Raw genomic sequence first — 19,051 nt, 5'->3', positions numbered from 1 at the left:
GTATGCGGCAGCTGCTGCCTGGGCGGCGGCTTCAACTTCCTCAACGGTGGCTTGCATGAACGAGTAGGGCAGCGCTTCACCGGTGCTCGCGTCATGGCTTTGCACGGTGATGTTGCCGACGGCACTGCGCGCACCGCCGATGTAGTTGTGGCCGATGATGTGGGGCATGGAAAACTCCTGTTGGAAAAGGGGGCTCAGGCAAGTCTTTTTCTGTTTGCCAGATCGCCAAGATCGCAGCCTGCGGCAGCTCCTACACAAGCTGCGTACACCCAATAATTTGTGGACATACGCGATCCCTGTAGGAGCTGCCGCAGGCTGCGATCTTTTGGCGACTTCAAGCCAACGAGTCACCCCGGCGCGGGATGGCGGGTTCGGCGGTGTCCAGTCCAGCGATCCGCGCAGCGGATTCAGCATCCACCACATGCAGCGACTTACCCCGGGTTTCTCGAGTCAGGCCGACGGCGACGATGGAGATCAGCGCGGCGCCGACCAGGTACCAGGCGATCGGTGTCGAGCTGTGGTACTTGTTGAGCAGGGTGAGGGCAATCAGCGGCGCCAACGAGCCGGCGAAGATCGGTGCCACCTGATAGCACAGGGACAACGCGGTGTAGCGCACGTGGGTCGGGAACATTTCGGCCATCAGCGCCGAGTAGGGCGCGTAGGTCATCGACTCGATCGCCAGGCCCAGGGTAATTGCCCCGATGATCAGCCAGTTGTTGCCGGTGTCCATCATCGGGAAGCCGATGAAACCCCAGAACGCGGTGAGGATTGCGCCGGTCAGGTACACCGGTTTGCGCCCGACCAGGTCGGACAGATAACCCATCAGCGGGATCATGAAGAAATGCAGCAGGTGCGCGCCGAACATCAGAAACAGAATCTCCGAGGTGTCTTTGTGCACGACCAGTTTCAGGTAGGTAATCGAGAAGGTCACGACGGTGTAGTAAAGGATGTTCTCGGCAAACCGCGCGCCGATACCGACCAGCACCGCACGCCAGTGATGACGCAGCACTTCGACCACGCCCAGCTGTTGTTGCTTGTTTTGTGCCTGACGAGCCTGGGCTTCCTTGAAGATCGGTGCGTCATCGACGCTGGTGCGAATCCAGTAGCCGATCAGCACCACCACCGCCGAGAACCAGAACGCTACACGCCAGCCCCACGCGAGGAACTGCTCCTCCGACAGGTTCGACGACAACAGCAGCAACGCGACAGTCGCCACCAGGTTACCGGCCGGCACGCCGGCTTGCGGCCAGCTGGCCCAGAAGCCTCGGCGATTGTCCGGGCAGTGTTCGGACACCAGCAGAATCGCACCGCCCCATTCACCACCGAAGGCGAAACCCTGAATCAGCCGCAGTAGCACCAGTAACACAGGCGCGGCATAGCCGATCTGGTCGAAGCCTGGCAGGCAACCCATCAGGAACGTGGTGATGCCGACCACCACCAGGCTCAGTTGCAGTAGGCGTTTGCGGCCGAACTTGTCACCGTAGTGACCGAACACCAAACCACCCAGCGGGCGGGCAAGAAATCCGACGGCATACAAGGCGAAGGCAGCGAGAATGCCATCGATCGGGCTGTCGGTCTGGCGAAAGAACAGCTGGCCGAAGACCAGTGCCGAGGCGGTGCCGTAGAGGAAGAATTCATACCATTCGGCGACCGTGCCGGCCATCGCGGCGGCCACGACACGTTTGAGTCCCGAGGGTGTGGTTGCGCGGGCGGTGCTGTGAGGATTGGACATGCTGACGTTTCCTGTAGAGGCGCAAAAAACAGGTAGCCGGGCCGATTCCGCAAGGGACCCGCCCGGCAATCACTCAGAGACCGACGTCCGGCAGTTCCGGACGGTTGGCGAGGGCTTTGGCCATGATATGCTCGACGAAAACCTGATCGGCTTCCGGCAGGGCCAGGCGTGGTGGACGGGTCAGGGCGCTGCCGCGACCGGCGATGGCTTCGCACAGCTTGATGCACTGCACCAGGTCGGCACGGGCGTCGAGGTGCAGGATCGGCATCAGCCATTCGTAGATCGGCATGGCTTCGGCGAAGCGACCAGCCTTGGCCAGGCGGAAGATGGTTTCGCCTTCTTTCGGGAACACGTTGGACATGCCCGAGACCCAGCCTTCGGCCCCCACCGCGATGCTTTCCAACACCACGTCATCAAGGCCGGCGAACAGCACAAAACGATCGCCGACTTCATTGCGCACGTCGATGAAACGACGGGTGTCGCCGGAGGAATCCTTGAAGCACACCACGTTGTCGCAGTCGGCCAGGGAAATCAGGATGTCCGGGGTGACGTCGTTTTTGTAGATCGGCGGGTTGTTGTAAACCATCAGCGGTACGTCGGCGTTTTTCGCCACGTAGCGGTAGTGCTCGGCGGTCTCGAACGGCTTGGAACCGTAGACCAGCGCCGGCATCAGCATGACCCCGTCGACACCGACCCGGCGCACGGCGTTGGCGACCTTGGCCGCTTGCACGCTGGTGAATTCGGCCACACCGCAGATCACCGGCACGCGGCCGCGGGAAGCGTCGACCGCGACTTCGGTCACGGCGATTTTTTCTTCGGCGGTCAGCGAGGTGTTTTCCCCCACCGAACCGCACACCACCAGGCCCGACACGCCGTCACGGATCACGTTGGAAATCACCTGGTGGGTTTTTTCCAGGTTGATGGAGAAGTCGTCGTTGAATTGAGTGGTCACCGCGGGGAAGACACCACTCCAGTTAATGCGCTTGCTCATTGTTGCCTCCGGTTCGTTAATTGTATTTCGTATACGATATTGCAAGTGAAAAGACTCGGCCAGTGCTTTTTTCAGTTACGAGGGGTTTTTTGCTAGCCGTTGGTCAGAGATTTTGGTGAGGGTTTGTAAGGCTGTGCTCAAGCCCCAGGCCAGGTGTCAGACAGTCGATAGCCTTGTGGCCACGGATCGCTTGGATCGAGCAGCAATTGATGAGTGCCGGTGATCCAGGCCCGGCCGGAAATGCACGGGTAAATTGCCGGGCGGCCGGCCACTTCCGTCAGCGAATCGATGCGGCAGTGGAACTCGGAACCGATGATCGAACGGCCAATAAAACGCTCGCCGACCTGCATCAATCCCTTGGCCTGCAGTACCGCCATGCGCGCCGAGCAGCCGGTGCCGGTCGGCGAACGGTCGATCTTGCCGGGCTGAATCACCACCGCGTTGGCGCCGGTGGCGATGCCATTTTCATAGACGAGGGGCGCCGCGATCTGGCAGAAGGAAATGTGCGACCACTCGGGGTTCAGCGGATGGACAAAGCCCAGTTGCTCATTGGCCGCCCGGGTGATTTTCAGTCCGACCTCGACCAGCTCCGCGGCTTCATCAGGACGAATGGAAAAGCCCAGGCGCTTGGCGTCGGCGATCACAAAACTGTCGCCGCCGTACGCGGTGTCGACCTGCAATGAGCCGACGCCTTCGACTTCGATCCAGGCGTCGAGGCGGTCAGCGAAGGAGGGCACGTTCTTGATTTCCACCCGTTCGACCTTGCCGTCACGGCAGTCGGCCACCGCTTCGATCAGCCCGCCTGGGGCTTCGAGCACCAGCCGGGTTTGCGGTTCGGTCATCGGCAGGATGCCGCTGTCGAGCAACACAGTGGCCACGCACAGCGAGTTGGAGCCGGACATCGGTGGGGTGTCGGCCGGCTCCATGATGATCCAGGCCATCTGCGCCCGAGGATCCTTGGCCGGCACCAGCAGGTTGACGTGGCGGAACACGCCGCCGCGCGGCTCGTTGAGCACGAAGTTGCGCAGGGTTTGGTCCTTGGCAATCCAGCGCGACTGTTCCCACACGGTGGCCCCGGGTGGTGGGGCGACGCCGCCGACGATCACGTCGCCGACTTCGCCTTCGGCATGACAGCTGACCACGTGAATCACTTTCGATGAACGCATTGTCTGCTCCTTGTTTTGTCCATTAGGGCCTCATCGCGGGCAAGTCGGATCGCCGCACCGCCGCTCCCACAGTGATCTGTGTCGGCCACCGATTTTGTGTACACCATCAAACCCTGTGGGAGCGGGCTTGCCCGCGATGGGGCCATTAGTTATTTCACCGATTTCAGGAAAGCCGCAGTTTCCGCATGCACCGGATTACCAATGACCTGATCAGGTGAACCGATCTCATGCACCAAACCATCGCGAAAGAACGCCACGCGGTCGGACACATCGCGGGCAAAGCGGATTTCATGGGTCACCAGAACCATGGTCATGCCGTCTTCGGCGAGCATGCGCATGGTGTCGAGCACCTCGCCCACCAGCTGTGGATCGAGGGCCGAAGTGGCTTCGTCGAACAGCATGTAATCCGGCGACATGGCCAAGGCGCGGGCGATGGCCATGCGCTGCTGCTGGCCGCCGGAGAGCTTGCCGGGAAAGGCTTTGAGCTTGTCGCCCAGACCGACGTGGGTCAGTTGTTTAACCGCCAATTCCTCGGCTTCCGCCTTGCTCTTGCCCAGCACTTTGCGCGGCGCCAGCATCACGTTTTCCAGCACGGTCAGGTGCGGGAACGCGTTCCATTGCTGGAAGACAATGCCGATCTTCTGCCGCAGACGGTTGAGGTCGGTGGCGCTGTGATGGACCTCGACACCGTCGACGCGGATGTTGCCTTTCTGGATCGGCTCCAGACCGTTGATGCACATCAGCAGGGTCGATTTGCCCGAGCCGGAGCCGCCGATGATCGACACCACCTCGCCCTTGTTCACCGTTAGGTTGACGCCCTTGACCACTTCGAGGTTGCCGAAGGATTTGTGTACGTTGTCGATCTCAATCATTTTCTTGCCACCTTCTTTCCAGACGAGCGCCCAGACGAGCGACCACCAGGCTCATGACGTAGTAGATGAGGCCCGCGATGCACAGCACCAGCAGCGGTTCCTGAATGCGGGTCACGATGGTTTGCGAGGCACGCAGCAGTTCGACGATGCCGATCCACATCACCAGCGCGGTGTCTTTCATCACGCTGAGTACCAGGTTCAGCCAGCCGGGAAAGGCCACCCGCGTGGCCATTGGCAGGACGATCCAGCGCAGGTCCTGGAGGAAACTCAGGCCCAGCGAGCGACTGGCCCGGCGCACGGTGAACGGCACAGAAAGCACGCCGCTGCGCACGATCTCGGTGAAGTACGCGGCGGCGTAGACCCCAAGCACAATGCAGCCAACGCTGAAGGCACTGATGTTCAAACCGACGATGCTTTTCAGCGAGTTGAACAACACAAACTGGATCAGCAACGGCACGCTGCGAAACACGTCCAGCACCCACGCCAGCGGCAGGCTGGCGCGCGGCAACAGCGCCCGCAGCAAGCCGAACAGCAGCCCGGCGAAGGAGCCGAGGATGATCGACCAGAACGTGAGTTTCAGAGTGACCCAGGCGCCATCAAGCAGGAACAGCAGGTCATTCCAGGAAAAACTGGTGGTCAACATGCTCACCTCCTCAGTAGCGGAACAGTCGCCAGGCCATCAGCCGGGCGACGGCGACGATCGCCTTGGCAATCAGGTAATACAGCGCCGCGGCGATGGCGAAATATTCGAAGGTGCGGAACGTCTTGACGTTGTAGTCCTGGGTCACGCCGGTGAGGTCATTGTTCAGCCCCACGATCACCCCCAGCGACGTCATCAAGACCGCCCAGACCATCTGGTTACTCAACGGGTAGAACACGATCCGCAGCAGCTGCGGGACGATGATCATTCGGTAAGCCTGAAAGGCGCTCATGCCCAGCGAGCGCGCGGCGCGCACTTGCGTGCCCGGCACAGCCTTGAGGCCACCGCGAAAGTTTTCCGCCAGGTAGCCGGCGTTGTTGAAGGTGATCCCTGCCAGCAGTGCGAACCATGAGCTGACATGCAAGTCGAGCGAGCCGAGGCCGAAGTACAGGACATAGATCTGGAACAGCGACGGGGTGTTGCGGGCGATCGACACCCAGCCATTGCCGATGCCGCGCAACAACGGTTGTTTGGTTTCGCGCATCACCGTCAGGGCCAGGGCGATCAGCACGCCGAAGATCATCGACAGCGCGGCGGTCTCAAAGGTGACCCAGGCGCCGGCGAGCATGTCCGGCAGGGCGCGCAGGGTCGCGCGCCATTGGAAGGTGTAATCAAACATGCGCGTGGCTCTCCAGAGAGGCGGCCGATTGCAGCCAGCCCGGCAAACGACCGCTGGCCGTGGCGCTGCAAGCGGCGTCGACACATTCGGCGAGGTTGGCGAAGTGCACCTTGCGGCCCACCAGGCCGGGTGCGTAATGGGCGTACTTGCCCGAGTTGGTCATCAAGGTTTTGGCGGCCAACGGGATCACCGGCTCGCCGAGCATGCACCAGCAGGTATCGGTGACCAGGGTCGCGCCGAAGGCTTCGATCACCGCGATATGTCCAGCCTCGCGCGCCTGCTCCAGCACCGCACGACCGCAGGTAATGGCGAGCACCACCTCGGGGTGTTTGTGCCGACCCCGACACAGCCGCGCCAGATGCGCGAATTCGCTGAGAGAGAAATGCGGGTTGCCCAGCGAGACCACATCCACCCGGTTGTCGCGGGCACTGTTGAGTTCGCGCCAGCTGAGTAGCAAATCCTTCAGGCGGATTTTTTCCACCGGCACAGGATCATCCGCCTCCAGCACCTGCGTCGGGTCGAGTGCTTCCGGAGTCACCCCGGCGATATGGAACAGCGGCGCGGCGGAGGTGGTGGCGAAAGCAGCGCCGAAGGCTTTCAGGTCATCCAGGCTCGGCTTGCTATGTTCCAGCCCCAGCACCAGCGGAATCCGGCTGCCGGCCAGGGCACCGATGTGGTAACCGAGCAGGGGGTAGAAGGCATCGTCCAACTCACCCAAAACCGGTAATTCGATTTGCAGTCTCGCTTTACGTTGCGCGTCCAGATGGCAGCCGATCAGGGGAGCGCGGCCGGTCAGGGCGATGCAGATATCCAGGTAGTCTGGGTATTTCAGGGTGCGTGCGCCGAGCACGCTGTTGGCATAAACCACGGCGTTGGATTCGGCCCAGACGATTTGCTCGCCGGCCTTCGGCGCGCTGTCGAGCAGGTAGGGCGCGCAGGTAAAACTCAGCTGTGCGCCCATCGCCATGTACGCGTCGCCCAAAGCACTGGCCGGTACGCCGAGTGCCGGATCAATGCCCAACTCGCGCCAACGGCGTTGGTCGACAGAAATGGAATTGAGGGTGGTCGGCACCCGTACGTTTGCTCCCCACTGCACTAACTGCTCAGCAAAGCGCAGGCTCGCAGGTCCGGTATAAATGCAGCCGTCGATGTGTGCCTGGGTAACATCCACCAAGTGGCGGGCGCCTTGCAGTTCGGCCATGCGCAGGACGATCTGCATGGCCACCTGGGCAGCCTTGCCATGCTCGCCGTCGAGCAGCGCCTGATCGTGTTCGGTGAGTTCGATAGCGGTGCTTTTTTCTGCTGTCTGCAACGGACTGTCGAGTGCCTGCCAGGCATCACCCGGCAGGCGGTCGAACACGGTCACCGTTGAAGCTTCGACCCGAGCAAAGGCCTTGCCGCGCAAGGCGGCGAAGGCCTCCCGGCCGATGCACAGCACCGGCAGGGAACGCTCGAAAATGGTCTGTGCCACGAGCACGCCCAGGGTCAGGATCTCATCGGGTTCGGCCAGCACCAGTGCGGCCGGCGCATGACCGTTGCTGATCAGTTCCATCAGCACACTGCTGCCGGTGCACGAGCCGCGGCCACTGGGAATCGCCAGCACCCGGCCGGCCAGATGTTCGCCGCTGAGCGGGTGGTGACAGTCGATGACCTCGCCGCTGTACGGGTCGACCCCGCCCCAGAAACTCAGCCCGACATCGGCAAACAGCACGGCGCCTTGTGCGGCACCGGCGACCAGGCTGCGACCGGTCAGAGAGGTTGGCCTAGGCATGCCGGACACCTCAGTAATAGACCTTAGGCACGGTCAGGTCGGAGGGTGAAATCTCGGTACCGACCCATTTGGTGAACAGCTCGTTGTAACGGCCACTGCGCACCTGCTGGTTGACGAACAGATTGAGGTAGTTGAGCAGGCCATACTCGTTGCGCTTGGCGCCCAGGGACACGTAGTCGATGGTGTACGGCGCGTTACCGGCGATTTTCAGGTTCTTGTATTTTCCCGACTTGATCGTGGCGGCGGCCACGGTGTTGGTGACCACGGTGGCGTCGATGTGGCCTTGGGCGACTGCCAGCAGCGTGTCGTTCTGCGACTGATAGGCGCGGAAGGTGCCGCTTCCCCAGCTCTTCACGTCTTTTTCAAGGGCGATGGCTTCATAGGTGCCGCTGGTGTTGCCCAAGGCTTTGCCTTTGATATCGGCGAAGCTGTTGATGCCGGTGTTGTCGCGGGTCAGCACCACCATCTGGAAGGCGAAGTACGGCACGGTGAGGCCCACGGTCTTGGCCCGTTCGAGGGTGTCGGACGTGGAGGCAACGATCACGTCCGCACGCCCGGACACCAGCGCCGGGATTCGGTCGGGGAAGGGCGTTTCAACCACTTCCGCGTCGACCCCGAGAATTTTCGCCAGGTCGCGGCAGTAGTCCACGTCGAAACCGGCCGGGTTGTTACCTTCATCGCGGAAACCCATGGGTGGGAAGTCCAGGGTCACGGCGCAACGCAGCTTGCCCGAACCAATAATGTCGTCGAGCTTGTCGGCCTGGGCGGTGGCGATGAAGGACGTACTGAGAACAGCGCTGAGGGCTACGGCAAATGCGGGGTTTTTCATAGAGGCCTCGTTGTCGGAAAGTGCTGTTGGATATCGTATTGTGAATTTCGTATACGATATGTGATTAGCAATGAACGTGCCTGTTTGCGAACAGAGGCGAGAATTAATCGCCAAGCCTTGAGCTAAAGGTCTTACAAGATTGTGGGAGCGGGGAGTAGGAGAAGAACGCCTCGGCGGGCCGTATCAGGCGGTGTTACAGAAGGGAGCAGTGGGGGCGCCAGGCGCCCCTTAAAGGAACACTTGCCTGGGGTTCAGCGACGGCTTTCGCGATACTGACTCGGCGCCAGACTGGTCAAGGCACGGAACTGCCGGCTGAAGGCGCTGTGATCGGTGTAACCGCAACGCAGGGCTATCTCGGTGATGGGCAGGTCAGTGTGCAGCAACAGCCGGGAGCCTTCTTCCAGGCGCGCCTTGTGAATCATCTGCCGCGGGGTGAGCTGGAACACCCGTTTGCAATGGCGCTCCAGCTGCGCCACGGAAAACCCGGCGATTGCGGTCAGTTCGGCGAGGCTGATAGGCCGGGCAAAATGGCGGCGGATATGCGCGTCCACCGCCGCGAGTTTCTGGAAGGCCGGATGGCTGGACTGTGGCGTTTGCAGGTCGCGGGAGATACCGGCCAGGCCGACGATCTGACCTTGCAGGTCGCGCAGCGCGAGTTTGTGGGTCAGGCACCAGACCGGTTGGTTACCGTAATACAGGTGCAGTTCGAGTTGGTCGGCCAGTTCGCGGCCGGTGGACAGCACCCGTCGATCCTGCTCGGTGTACAGCGGGCCGAAGCGCTCGGGAAAGACCATGTCGGCGGTGAGCCCGAGCAGCTCGTCACTGTGTTTGAAGCCGCAGCGCCGGGCCAGGGTCTGGTTGACGAAGGCGTAGCGGGCCTCGCTGTCCTTGATGAAAAACACCACGTCCGACAGGGTGTCGAGCAACGCCGCGATCGGCTGCAGACTGCTCAGCAGGGTGGACAGGTCGCAGGGTTTGAAGGTAGTGAGCGAGGCATACATGGCGCTGGGCGTCTGGAGGCAATGCCCGGGATCATAAAGACTCGGCGACGGACCCGAAAGCCCCGGGCCGGCATTCAGGCCGGTGGGGTGTCGTCCAGGCACAGCAAGGTCTCGATCCGCGCCGGACTGAATGGCGGCCGTGGTGACGAAGGTTGCCAGCCGAACAGGTGCTGCAACGCGCCGCCACACACCCGGCCCTGGCAAGCGCCCATGCCGCAGCGGCTGGCCAGTTTGGCGTCGCGCCAGTCAGTGTGCCCGGCAAGCGCTGCGTAAGGCACGTCTTCGCAACGGCACACCAAGGTGTCGGATTGTGCCAGCGACTTGAGTTGCGGGTCGAGGGTGAATGCCTTGTTGAGGGCGTTGGCGAAACCCTGCCAACGCGCACGACGAGGCCACAATGCTCGTGCCGAATCAAGGTCACCGACGGCGGCGTGGCCAGCGATGGCGCCTTCGACCAATGCCAGTTCACTGCCACCGAAACCGGTGCATTCACCCGCCGCGTAGTGATCGGCGCGGCGAGTGGTCTGCCAGGCATCGACGGCGATTGCCTGATCTTCAAGTTCGCAGCCGAGGGCCTGGCCGAGTTGGGTATTAGGCACCAGACCGAAACCGCAAGCCAGGCGATCACATTCCAGTTCGACGATTTTTCCTTGCTGTTGCAGGCGCACACCTTCCAGCCGCTCATTGCCCAGGGCGGCCAGTACATAGGTCCCGGTACGGTAATGGCGGTCGAACAACGTGACTGACTGCATCAGTTTGTTGGGCCAGCGTGGCAGTTGCGCGGCGAAACCGGCGACGGCGGCCGCACTGGCCTGCTCGGCGATGCGCAGCACCCGGGCGCCGTTGTGTTTCGCGGTGGCGGCGCTGGCCAGCAATAACGGTCCGCTGCCGGCAATCACAACGCGCTCGTCCTGCACTGGCAGGCCGCCCTTGATCAATGCCTGGAGGCCGCCAACCCCCGTCACACCGGGCAGCGTCCAGCCGGGGAAGGGCAGGAGTAACTCGCGAGCACCGATACACAGAATCAGTTTGTCGTAGCCGATCACCCAGCCTCGATCGGCGTCTTCGACCAGCAGTTGTTTCGGCCCGGCGCAGGCAATCACCCGAGTGCCGGGGTGACGGTGGATGTTGCTGCACGCCTCCAGTCGCTCGCGCATCTGACGCGCCGGGTTCGGCAGATTGGCTTGAGGCCCGTCACGCCAGATTTGCCCGCCCGGCAGCGGGTTGTCGTCGAGCAGGACGATGCGTGCACCGCTTGACGCCGCAGCGAGCGCGGCGGCCATGCCGGCAGGGCCGGCACCGATGATCAGCAGGTCGGCGTATTCGCTCATGCTTGAGTCTCCACGTGCATGCCGTCACGGCACAGCGTCTGGCAGGCCAGGCGCCGGCGACCGTCGATGGTCACCCGGCATTCCTGGCAAATGCCCATGCCGCACAGCGGTGCGCGGCGTTGGCCACTGACCGAGGTGCGCGTGCAGCCATCGCCGCTCAGGGCCAGTGCCGCGGCGACACTGGTGCCTTCGGCAACCCGCAGGGCACGTCCGTCCAGCATCAATTCAGGCATAAACGGGCTCTCCGAGAAAACGTTGCGGCAGATACGGTTGTGCGGCCAGCGGCGTCGTTTCGTCGAACAACTGCGCGACCAGCAGGTCGGCGGTGCCGGGGGCGGTCGTCACGCCGAGGCCCTCGTGACCGACCGCCAGCCATAAACCTTTGCGTTGCGGGTGCTGACCCACCAGCGGTAAACCGTCGGGGCTGGCAGCGCGAAAGCCGGTCCAGGCGCGGATGCCGTTGAGCTGAGCCAGCCCTGGCATGTAATCGGTGGCACGTCTGAGCATTTTCGCCAGCATCCAGCCCTCGACTTGCGGGTCGGTGGTGCCGAATTGTCGTGAGGCGCCGATGAACAGTTGCCCGGTCGGCCGGGGCTGAATATTGCACGCCGTCGATGGGCCAATGGCGTTGTGGGCACTGGTGACGTAACCGAGTTCCACCAGGGTGTGGGTGACTTTGCCGGGGTAGCGGTCGGTGATCAGCAAGTGGCCTTTCTTCGGCTCGATCGGCAACTCCGGGCACAGCTCGTTGGCCTGGATGCCGTTGGCCAGAATCACCGCTTCGGCGCTTAGCCAGTGGCCGTCGTCGAGTCGCACGCGGTTACCATCGACTTCGCTGGCCCGCGCCCGGCGTTGGCTGATGTTCGGTGTGTCGAGCATCCAGCGGGCCGTCGCCGGAGCATAAAGAATGCCATCGCCATTAATCAGCAGACCGCCTTCCAGGCCCTCGCGCAATTCGGGTTCGCGCTGGTGCAAGGCACTGCTGGAGATCAATTCGCAGGCCACGCCTTGGGCCTGCAAGTTCAGGTATTTGCTGTGGGCGACGGCCATTTCTTCGGCATTGGCGGCCAGCCAGAGGGTGCCATTGCAACGGTAGGCGCAGCCGTCGGGCAGGGCCGGCGCGAGTTCGCGCCAGCGTTGCAAAGAATACTGACTGAGGGCCAGTTCGGCCGGATTGTCGTCGAGGACCAGCAAGTGGCCCATGCCCGCCGCCGTAGCGCCGGGCAGGCCGGCGTCCAGCACCAGCACGCGCAAGCCGCGCCCCGCCAGCGTCTGGGCACAAGCGGCGCCGATGATGCCGGCGCCGATCACGATCACATCGGCCACCAGGCCCTCGTTCACGGACGAATGCCCCAGGCGAACGGGTCGTCCTGCTCGATGATCAGGCTGGCTTCGGCGCTGATAAAGGCGCGACCGCGAATGGTCGGCACGATGCGCTCACCCTGAAGTTCGTAGGAACCTTCGAACTCGCTGCCGATGACACTGGCCTGACGCCAGATCTGTCCCGGCTGCAATTTGTCGTCGGCCGCCAGGCACGCCAGTTTGGCACTGGTGCCGGTGCCGCAGGGCGAGCGGTCGTAAGCCTTGCCGGGGCAGAGGACGAAGTTGCGGCTGTCGACCTGCTCGTCATCGGCGAACAGCTCGACATGGTCGATCAAGCCGCCGTCTTCGCCGCGAATACCCTGAGCCTCCAGTGCTTGCTGGACGGCGAAGGTGTAGGCGGTCAGCGCATCGAGGTTATCGCCAGCAATGCGCAGGCCATGCTCGGCAATCAGAAAAAACCAGTTACCACCCCAGGCGACATCGCCGGTCACTTGACCGATCCCCGGCACCTGCAGCGACAGCGCTTTACGGTAACGGTACGCCGGCACGTTGCGCACGCTGACCGAATGGTCTTCGTGCAGCGTCGCCTGCACCGTGCCCACCGGGGTTTCGATGCTGTGCACCCCTGGGCCGATCTTGCCCAGATGCGCGAGCGAGGCCACCAGGCCGATGGTGCCGTGGCCGCACATGCCGAGGTAACCGCTGTTATTGAAGAAAATCACGCCGGCACAGGCGCTCGGGTCTACCGGCTCACAGAGCAGGGCGCCGACCAGCACATCGCTGCCTCGGGGTTCCAGCACGCAAGCGGCGCGCCATTGATCATGCTGTTTCGCCAGCCGCTGTCGACGTTCGGCCATGCTGCCGCTGCCCAAGTCAGGAAAACCGGCGGTCACCAGACGGGTGGGTTCGCCGCCGGTGTGGGAGTCGATCACGGTGATGCGTTTCATAAGTTGGCCACGCCCGTTCAGATGAGTGAACGAAAGAGTGGCCTGTGCGAGGGCTTGCCGGCTTGATGGTTTTATCCAGTGCCGATGACGAAATCAGCACAGTGCGGCGAGCTGTCAGTGGTGGTGAGGCAGGTGCTCGAACAGGGTCTTGCAGACGCCGGCAATGTGCTCGTCGAGCAACTTCACCGCCAGGTCCACGTCACCGGCGCGGCAGGCCGCAAGGATTTCCCGGTGTTCGTGATCGGCGCGTTCCTTGCCGGCCGACAGGCTCATCTGCATGCGCAGGTAGCGCTCAAGCTTGTCGTTGACCGAGCGAATCAGGCTGACCAGAAACGGTCGTTGCGCCGGTTCGTAAAGACAAGAGTGCAGTTCCCAGTTGAGCTCGGCCCAGCGCCCCACATCATCTTCGCCGATGAACTCCTGGCAGATGCGTTCGGCGCGCGCGAAGGTGTCTTCGGTCATGTTAGGAATGGCCAGGCGCAGCACCTTGTCTTCGAGCAGCATGCGCACTTCGAACATCTGAGCCAGTTCCGCATCGGAAACCCGGGTGACCATCGCCCCACGATTGCGCTGGAACATCACCAGGCCTTCAGCCTCCAGACGCTTGAGCGCTTCGCGCACCGGAATCTTGCTGACGTTGAACTGGCGGGCAATGTCGTCCTGGCGAATCGGCTCGTCCTCGGCGAAATGCCCGGCGACGATGGCGTCACGCAGATGACGGGTGATGATTTCCGACGTCGAAGGCGAATTGCCAAGGTCGGGAGCGTTGAGTTTTGTCAGGGCCACGGTCGTGATCGTTAGGGTTGAATTGTAGATATGGTATACGAATTTTCCTTGGGTGTTCCTTCGTCGATGGACAGGACTTCCAGACACCGTCTGCCAATGCTGACGCTATCAACGTTCGGGCAGGTTCCAGCTTTCGCGAAAGTGCTCGTATTGCGCCTCGGGCATTTGAACCAGCAGAGGGGACTGGCGAGGATCCAGCCAATTGAACAAGCGAGAAATATCCGCTTGATCCATGGCGGTGCAACCCAGCGTCGGGGAGGTGGGACCGCGCCAGATGTGGAAGAAAATGCACGAGCCCGAGGCTGGGGACGCCGGCGTATTGTGCTCGATGAAAATGCCTTTTCGATACGTGTCGTCATCGCGACGCATACGTTCGGAGCTGTTCCAGTCTTTCGAAACAGTCGCTCCATCGACAAGCTCGTTGTAGCGTGCGGAGTGGCTGTCATCCACGCATTCGATGGTCGACGTCAGCGCAAGGTAAGGCAGTCTGGTGTCGGCCGTGCTGTCGTAGCCAAACGCCGTCCCCAGTTTGAATACCCCGGCAGGTGCTTTGCCATCACCTTCACGTTTGACCGGACCTTCGCGTTGCTCAACGCTGCTCAGGCCCTTGCCCCACGCCAGCCCGCTCTTGCCGATCACCACCGGAAACGATCCTTCGTATTTTCGAAAGGTGTTGCCCTGCCGTTCGTAGCGCTGGGCCGTGCCCTGGATGTCAGTCCAGTTTTTTGTGGTGACCACGATCAGCTGATTGGCGGTGTCGAGAACATCGCGTGTACCCAGCGGCGTGATGGGGAAGTCCATGACGTTCTTCGGAGAACCTTCCCCACTGTATGTGAAGTGCCACCATTCCTTCGAGTACCCGGTAAACCCTTCTTTCTCCATGGCCCTGCTGAGCTTCTGGCGATTGTCCCTGGCGGCAGCGCTGATCGTCGGGTTGTCGGTATGCGCGCGCTCATCAAAGCAATCGAACCCCGTGCCCATGTCGAGCGCGCCGTCGCGCCAACGCTGGCCATAGGGGGCCGTACAATCGACTTGATTGGCTGACGGCGTCCAACTATCGGCGGGCAGGGCATCGGGCCCGGTCAGTGTCAGATCCACGGTTGAGCCTTTGGAGTGGTTCGACACCCGTGCCACGTAACCCAGACGCCAGAAGTCCTGCTTGTCCACGCGCGGATAGAACTCGGCCTTGCGTGGGTCACCCGGCACCAAAGCAAAACGCCCCATATCGGCAACGGCACGGCTGGGCCGATAGCAGTCAAACACCTTCAAACCGTAGCCTTGCGCACGCAATGCTGTTTGTACCCGAGCGAGGGCCTTGGCGGCGTCCAGCGATAACAGGCACTGTGCCGCGGCGTAACCGTCGAGTGGGTGCCCGGTGAAGTTACGAGCGCTGGCATAGCGAATGTCTTGCTCGATGCCCGGATCAATCGTACGCAGATAAACCATGTTCTCGGGTCGTGTCTCTGCACCGGCGATGCCGGGCGCGATAATGCTCAGGCAAAGGATCCATCGCCGAAGCGAAAACAGTGTCGAGGAGGGCAGAGGCTGGAGGGTGCAGTGAGGGGGCATGCGAGGCTCCAAAGAGGCCGATTCTCAAGCTGGATCTGGCGGAGGGTCAAGCGGGTGACAGTAATAACGCACGACCCGCGGCACCGGGGCTGCTTCTGCTTTTTTGCGCAAACCACAAGCTGATATCATTCGAAAACTGACAAGCCGAGTAGAAAAAATGAATCGTCGTAAAAAAATACAGCAGTTATTAAAGGCCCACGCCAAAAAAGCCAGTGCCAAATTGGCACCGTCAAGCAAGTCTAAATACATTAGTAAAGCTGACCGATTGAAGCTGGCTGCTGAATCCAGTGACGACTCAATCATTTCCTCTGAGAGCTGATCTATGTAGCTCACTCAGGCAAACGCAGCCTCGATAAATGCCTCCAGCGCCTTGTTTTCCAGGATCTCGATAGAGAAGTGTCCGAAGCGCTTGGGCAACCAGATGATGCGTGCCCCGGACGGGGATTGCAGGTTCGCGCGGGCCAATGGCTCTCCGTTTTCGTCTTCTGGCTGAACACCGGCGACCATCAATTCGTCATAGGCCTTCTCGATGTCCGGTGTCGAGTAGCAGTGGCGATAAATCATCCCCTCGCCCGAGGAGTCCAATAGCTCCTTCAGATTCCCCGCCAACGGTTGTACCAGCATGAAACGCTCCTGGCCGATCAGCGCAATCGCGTAGCGCACGTGCAGGCCACCTCGTTCCCAGACGAGCGTTTTGGAGATCCTGGCTTTCAGTATCTGCGCGTAGTACGCACAGGCTTCTTCGAGGTTCTTGACCAGTACATCGACGTGACTGAACTTCAGTTCCATTGCATGCCTCCTCCTGATCTCGAGATTGTTCAATCACAAACCGGGCTCAGCATGCCATTAACCGCGCTGTTGCGTTGCAATGATCGCTGTGGGAGCAAGCTCGCTCCCACAGGTCCGTATTTTTATGGCTGTGGCGATCAGCTCCCGGCCCGTTTGTTCAACGCCTCTTCAGCCGCCGCAATTTCAGCCTGACGCTTGACGATCATGTCGCCAATCGGCGGACCCTGGAAGCGTCGGGCTTCAAAACCGAACCAGACGATGGCCGTCAGCACCAGAAAACCGATGGTGATGTACAGCGCCCAATCGTTCGGTGGCTGGATGCCGATGACGAAAATGATCACCATCGAGAGGATCGAGAGGAGGGCGAACACTGTGTACCAGAAGCGCCCCATGTTCCACGGCCCCATGGTCGGCCACTTCGAAGTCCCGTAGGTAAACAGGCCCAGCACTATGGGAATGATGAAGGAGAAGAACAGGAAGATCACCGTGCAGGACACCACGATGGTATAGACCGGCGTTTCGCCGACCGAGATCACCGACGATCCCCAGACGAACAACACCGCGAGCGTGGCACCGGTCCAGATCGCTGCCACCGGGCTGCGAAGGGTCGGCGAGACCGAGGCCAGTGTTTTGGAGAAGGGCAGGCCGCCGTCACGGGAGAACGCAAAGATCATGCGTGAGACCGAGGTCACGGTCGCCAACCCGCAAAGAAATTGCGAGATGAAAATCGCCACGTAAAGCGCCAACTTCACAGTCGGATTGACCTGGGTGTCCATGGCCCAGAAAAACACGGTCCAGCCATGCTTCGCCGCCTCGTCCATGCTTGGCAGCATCAGCACAAACGAACTGAGCATGACCCAGCCGAACAGCAACGACCAGACCACCGACATGACCATGCCGCGCGGCACTGACATGGCGGCATTTCGGGTCTCTTCCGAGGTATGCGCAGAGGCGTCATAGCCCGTGATGGTATAGATCGGCAAGAGCAGGCCGAGCATGAAAATCCAGCCGTTCGAGACCTGTGGCCAAACGCTGCCGCCAGCCTCGCCGGAATAGTTGCTGAAGGTCCATAACCGGGCGAACTCATAACTGGGGGCAGAGATCAGGCAGACGATGGTCAGCGCGAGCGCCGTGGCGAAGATCAGATAGCCCGAGAAGTCGGTGAGCTTCGCGGTCAGGCCGATACCCAGGTGGTTACACAAGGCCTGGAGACCGGTCAGGATCGCCAGGAAAATCACCCGGGTCGTGGTGGTGTCTTCCATTCCCAGGGCCGGTCCGAAGGCGCCGAAAAAGAAGTAATAGGTGCCGACGTTGATCGCACCGAGCACGGTGACCAGCCCGAGCAAGTTGAACCACGCGGTCAGCCATCCGGTGAAGCGGTTACCGAGAATCGAACCCCAATGATAGAGGCCACCAGCGGTGGGGTAGGCCGAGGAAATCTGCGCCATGGCCATGGCGAAAACCCCGGAGATCAGGCAACCGATCGGCCAGCCGATGCCAATTGACGCACCGCCCGCACCCGAGGTGCCCTGAGCGAGTGAGTTGATACCACCCGAGAGGATGCAGATGATCGAAAAGGAAATGGCAAAGTTGGAGAAAACGCCCATGCGTCGTGAGAGCTGCTGGGCATAGCCCATGTTGTGCAGCACCTTGACGTCATCGTCTTGCGGCGCGCTCGTGCCGGGCTGGCTTGCTGGATTCATGTTGTGTGCCCCTTAGGTTTTGATACGCATCCATCCGGGTTTTACGGTGCCGGATGGGCTGGCCTTCAACCCCTTGTCGTACTGCTCCTGTCTCTTACGGATAAACACCGTCCATGCTGCGAGTTCGCACCTTGGCCATGGACAGACAACTGCTCTACAGACGGCCGTGGTACGCCGCTTCGAAAATTTCTGCCGCGCCATTTCGGGTCAATGGCAGCGGGTTGCCGCCGGCGCAAGGGTCGACAATCGCCATGTCCGCGATCAGGTCGGCCTGCCGGTCATCCACCCCCAGCTCAACCAGCGTATGGGGCACGCCGATGTCCTTGCGCAACTTGAGGACGAAGGCCAGAAAACTGTCGAAGCCGGGCGAGGGCAGACGCAAATAAGCCGCGAGGCGGGTGATGCGTTCCTCGATGGCCGGGCGATTGAATTTCAGGACATAGGGCATGAACGTGGCATTGGTCATGCCGTGATGGGTGTCGTACAGGGCGCCCACCGGATGTGAGAGGGCGTGCATCCCGCCCAGGCCTTTCTGGAAAGCGGTAGCGCCCATCGCGGCCGCAGCGAGCATTTCCGCTCGTGCCTCCAGGTCCGAGGGTGTGTGTACGGCTCGCACCAGGGCATTGGCGACCAGGCGCATGCCTTCCACCGCAATCCCTTCGGCCATGGGGTGAAAGCCGGGAGCGCAATACGATTCCAGACAATGCGCAAACGCATCCATGCCGGTGCCCGCAGTGACCTTGGCCGGCATGCCGACGGTGAGGGCCGGGTCGCTGATGACCACGCGCGGCATCATCTTCGGGTGGAAGATGATGCGTTTGGTGTGCGTACGCTCATCGATGATCACCGCGGCACGGCCCACCTCGGAGCCGGTACCCGCCGTGGTCGGCACCGCAATGATCGGGGCGATGCTGCCTTCGTC

The 19,051-nt window shown here is 61.6% G+C and carries 19 protein-coding genes and 1 pseudogene; 1 reads left to right on the top strand and 19 read right to left on the bottom strand.

Annotation, left to right across the window (positions count from 1 at the left end; genetic code table 11):
- The 16 genes and pseudogenes from WLY71_RS22925 to WLY71_RS22850 all read right to left on the bottom strand — a co-directional run.
- Nucleotides 1-168, bottom strand: a pseudogene (locus tag WLY71_RS22925) (aldehyde dehydrogenase (NADP(+))); the annotation flags it as partial.
- Nucleotides 169-334: 166 nt separating this feature from the next.
- A complete protein-coding gene (abaF, locus tag WLY71_RS22920; RefSeq protein WP_347805363.1) occupies nt 335-1,732 on the bottom strand; it encodes a fosfomycin efflux MFS transporter AbaF in 1,398 nt (465 codons plus the stop codon).
- Between the two features lie 73 nt (nt 1,733-1,805).
- Nucleotides 1,806-2,723 (bottom strand): dihydrodipicolinate synthase family protein, encoded by a 918-nt coding sequence (locus WLY71_RS22915; protein WP_347805362.1) that lies wholly within the window; start codon nt 2,721-2,723, stop codon nt 1,806-1,808.
- Nucleotides 2,724-2,860: 137 nt separating this feature from the next.
- Nucleotides 2,861-3,889: a trans-3-hydroxy-L-proline dehydratase gene (locus tag WLY71_RS22910; RefSeq protein ID WP_076030925.1), complete on the bottom strand. Its 1,029-nt coding sequence runs from the start codon at nt 3,887-3,889 to the stop codon at nt 2,861-2,863.
- 149 nt (nt 3,890-4,038) lie between these two features.
- Complete coding sequence (locus WLY71_RS22905; protein WP_347805361.1) at nt 4,039-4,761, bottom strand: amino acid ABC transporter ATP-binding protein; 723 nt, start codon at nt 4,759-4,761, stop codon at nt 4,039-4,041.
- Nucleotides 4,754-5,404 carry an amino acid ABC transporter permease gene (locus WLY71_RS22900; RefSeq protein WP_008157201.1) on the bottom strand — a complete coding sequence of 217 codons (651 nt, stop codon included), beginning with the start codon at nt 5,402-5,404 and terminating at the stop codon, nt 4,754-4,756. The genes WLY71_RS22905 and WLY71_RS22900 overlap by 8 nt, the downstream gene beginning before the upstream one ends.
- Nucleotides 5,405-5,414: 10 nt before the next feature.
- Nucleotides 5,415-6,080 (bottom strand): amino acid ABC transporter permease, encoded by a 666-nt coding sequence (locus tag WLY71_RS22895; protein WP_008157202.1) that lies wholly within the window; start codon nt 6,078-6,080, stop codon nt 5,415-5,417.
- Complete coding sequence (gene lhpI / locus WLY71_RS22890; protein WP_347805360.1) at nt 6,073-7,851, bottom strand: cis-3-hydroxy-L-proline dehydratase; 1,779 nt, start codon at nt 7,849-7,851, stop codon at nt 6,073-6,075. Before lhpI ends, WLY71_RS22895 begins: the two co-directional genes overlap by 8 nt.
- 10 nt (nt 7,852-7,861) lie before the next feature.
- Nucleotides 7,862-8,680, bottom strand: a complete 819-nt coding sequence (locus WLY71_RS22885; protein ID WP_347805359.1) for an ABC transporter substrate-binding protein — start codon at nt 8,678-8,680, stop codon at nt 7,862-7,864.
- Between the two features lie 251 nt (nt 8,681-8,931).
- Nucleotides 8,932-9,681 carry an AraC family transcriptional regulator gene (locus tag WLY71_RS22880; protein WP_347805358.1) on the bottom strand — a complete coding sequence of 250 codons (750 nt, stop codon included), beginning with the start codon at nt 9,679-9,681 and terminating at the stop codon, nt 8,932-8,934.
- Nucleotides 9,682-9,755: 74 nt separating this feature from the next.
- On the bottom strand, nt 9,756-11,012 hold the full coding sequence (locus WLY71_RS22875) for an FAD-dependent oxidoreductase (protein ID WP_347805357.1): 1,257 nt from the start codon (nt 11,010-11,012) through the stop codon (nt 9,756-9,758).
- The gene (locus WLY71_RS22870; RefSeq protein WP_008157207.1) at nt 11,009-11,245 is read right to left on the bottom strand and encodes a (2Fe-2S)-binding protein; all 237 of its coding nucleotides are present in this window, start codon (nt 11,243-11,245) and stop codon (nt 11,009-11,011) included. Before WLY71_RS22870 ends, WLY71_RS22875 begins: the two co-directional genes overlap by 4 nt.
- Nucleotides 11,238-12,353, bottom strand: coding sequence for an NAD(P)/FAD-dependent oxidoreductase (locus tag WLY71_RS22865; protein ID WP_347805356.1), 1,116 nt, complete (start codon nt 12,351-12,353; stop codon nt 11,238-11,240). The genes WLY71_RS22870 and WLY71_RS22865 overlap by 8 nt, the downstream gene beginning before the upstream one ends.
- Nucleotides 12,350-13,282 carry a 4-hydroxyproline epimerase gene (locus WLY71_RS22860; RefSeq protein ID WP_347805355.1) on the bottom strand — a complete coding sequence of 311 codons (933 nt, stop codon included), beginning with the start codon at nt 13,280-13,282 and terminating at the stop codon, nt 12,350-12,352. Before WLY71_RS22860 ends, WLY71_RS22865 begins: the two co-directional genes overlap by 4 nt.
- 114 nt (nt 13,283-13,396) lie before the next feature.
- Nucleotides 13,397-14,068, bottom strand: a complete 672-nt coding sequence (locus WLY71_RS22855; RefSeq protein ID WP_347805354.1) for a GntR family transcriptional regulator — start codon at nt 14,066-14,068, stop codon at nt 13,397-13,399.
- A 108-nt stretch (nt 14,069-14,176) separates the two neighbouring features.
- Complete coding sequence (locus WLY71_RS22850) at nt 14,177-15,637, bottom strand: M15 family metallopeptidase (protein WP_425589955.1); 1,461 nt, start codon at nt 15,635-15,637, stop codon at nt 14,177-14,179.
- A 157-nt stretch (nt 15,638-15,794) separates the two neighbouring features.
- Between WLY71_RS22850 and WLY71_RS22845 the strand changes: the two genes are divergently transcribed.
- On the top strand, nt 15,795-15,956 hold the full coding sequence (locus tag WLY71_RS22845; protein WP_347805352.1) for a DUF2986 domain-containing protein: 162 nt from the start codon (nt 15,795-15,797) through the stop codon (nt 15,954-15,956).
- A 14-nt stretch (nt 15,957-15,970) separates the two neighbouring features.
- On the opposite strand, the gene WLY71_RS22840 is transcribed toward WLY71_RS22845, so the two are convergent.
- From WLY71_RS22840 to WLY71_RS22830, 3 genes are all read right to left on the bottom strand, one after another.
- On the bottom strand, nt 15,971-16,426 hold the full coding sequence (locus WLY71_RS22840; protein ID WP_347805351.1) for a VOC family protein: 456 nt from the start codon (nt 16,424-16,426) through the stop codon (nt 15,971-15,973).
- 137 nt (nt 16,427-16,563) lie between these two features.
- Complete coding sequence (locus WLY71_RS22835) at nt 16,564-18,129, bottom strand: amino acid permease (RefSeq protein ID WP_283180611.1); 1,566 nt, start codon at nt 18,127-18,129, stop codon at nt 16,564-16,566.
- A 154-nt stretch (nt 18,130-18,283) separates the two neighbouring features.
- Nucleotides 18,284-19,051, bottom strand: a 768-nt coding sequence (locus tag WLY71_RS22830) for an iron-containing alcohol dehydrogenase (RefSeq protein ID WP_347805350.1), incomplete at its 5' end; no start/stop codon positions are given.

The organism is Pseudomonas rossensis (assembly GCF_039888995.1).
Lineage (GTDB): Bacteria > Pseudomonadota > Gammaproteobacteria > Pseudomonadales > Pseudomonadaceae > Aquipseudomonas > Aquipseudomonas rossensis.
The sequence above is the reverse complement of the archived record's forward strand: the minus strand, read 5'-3'. Positions and strand labels throughout refer to the sequence as shown.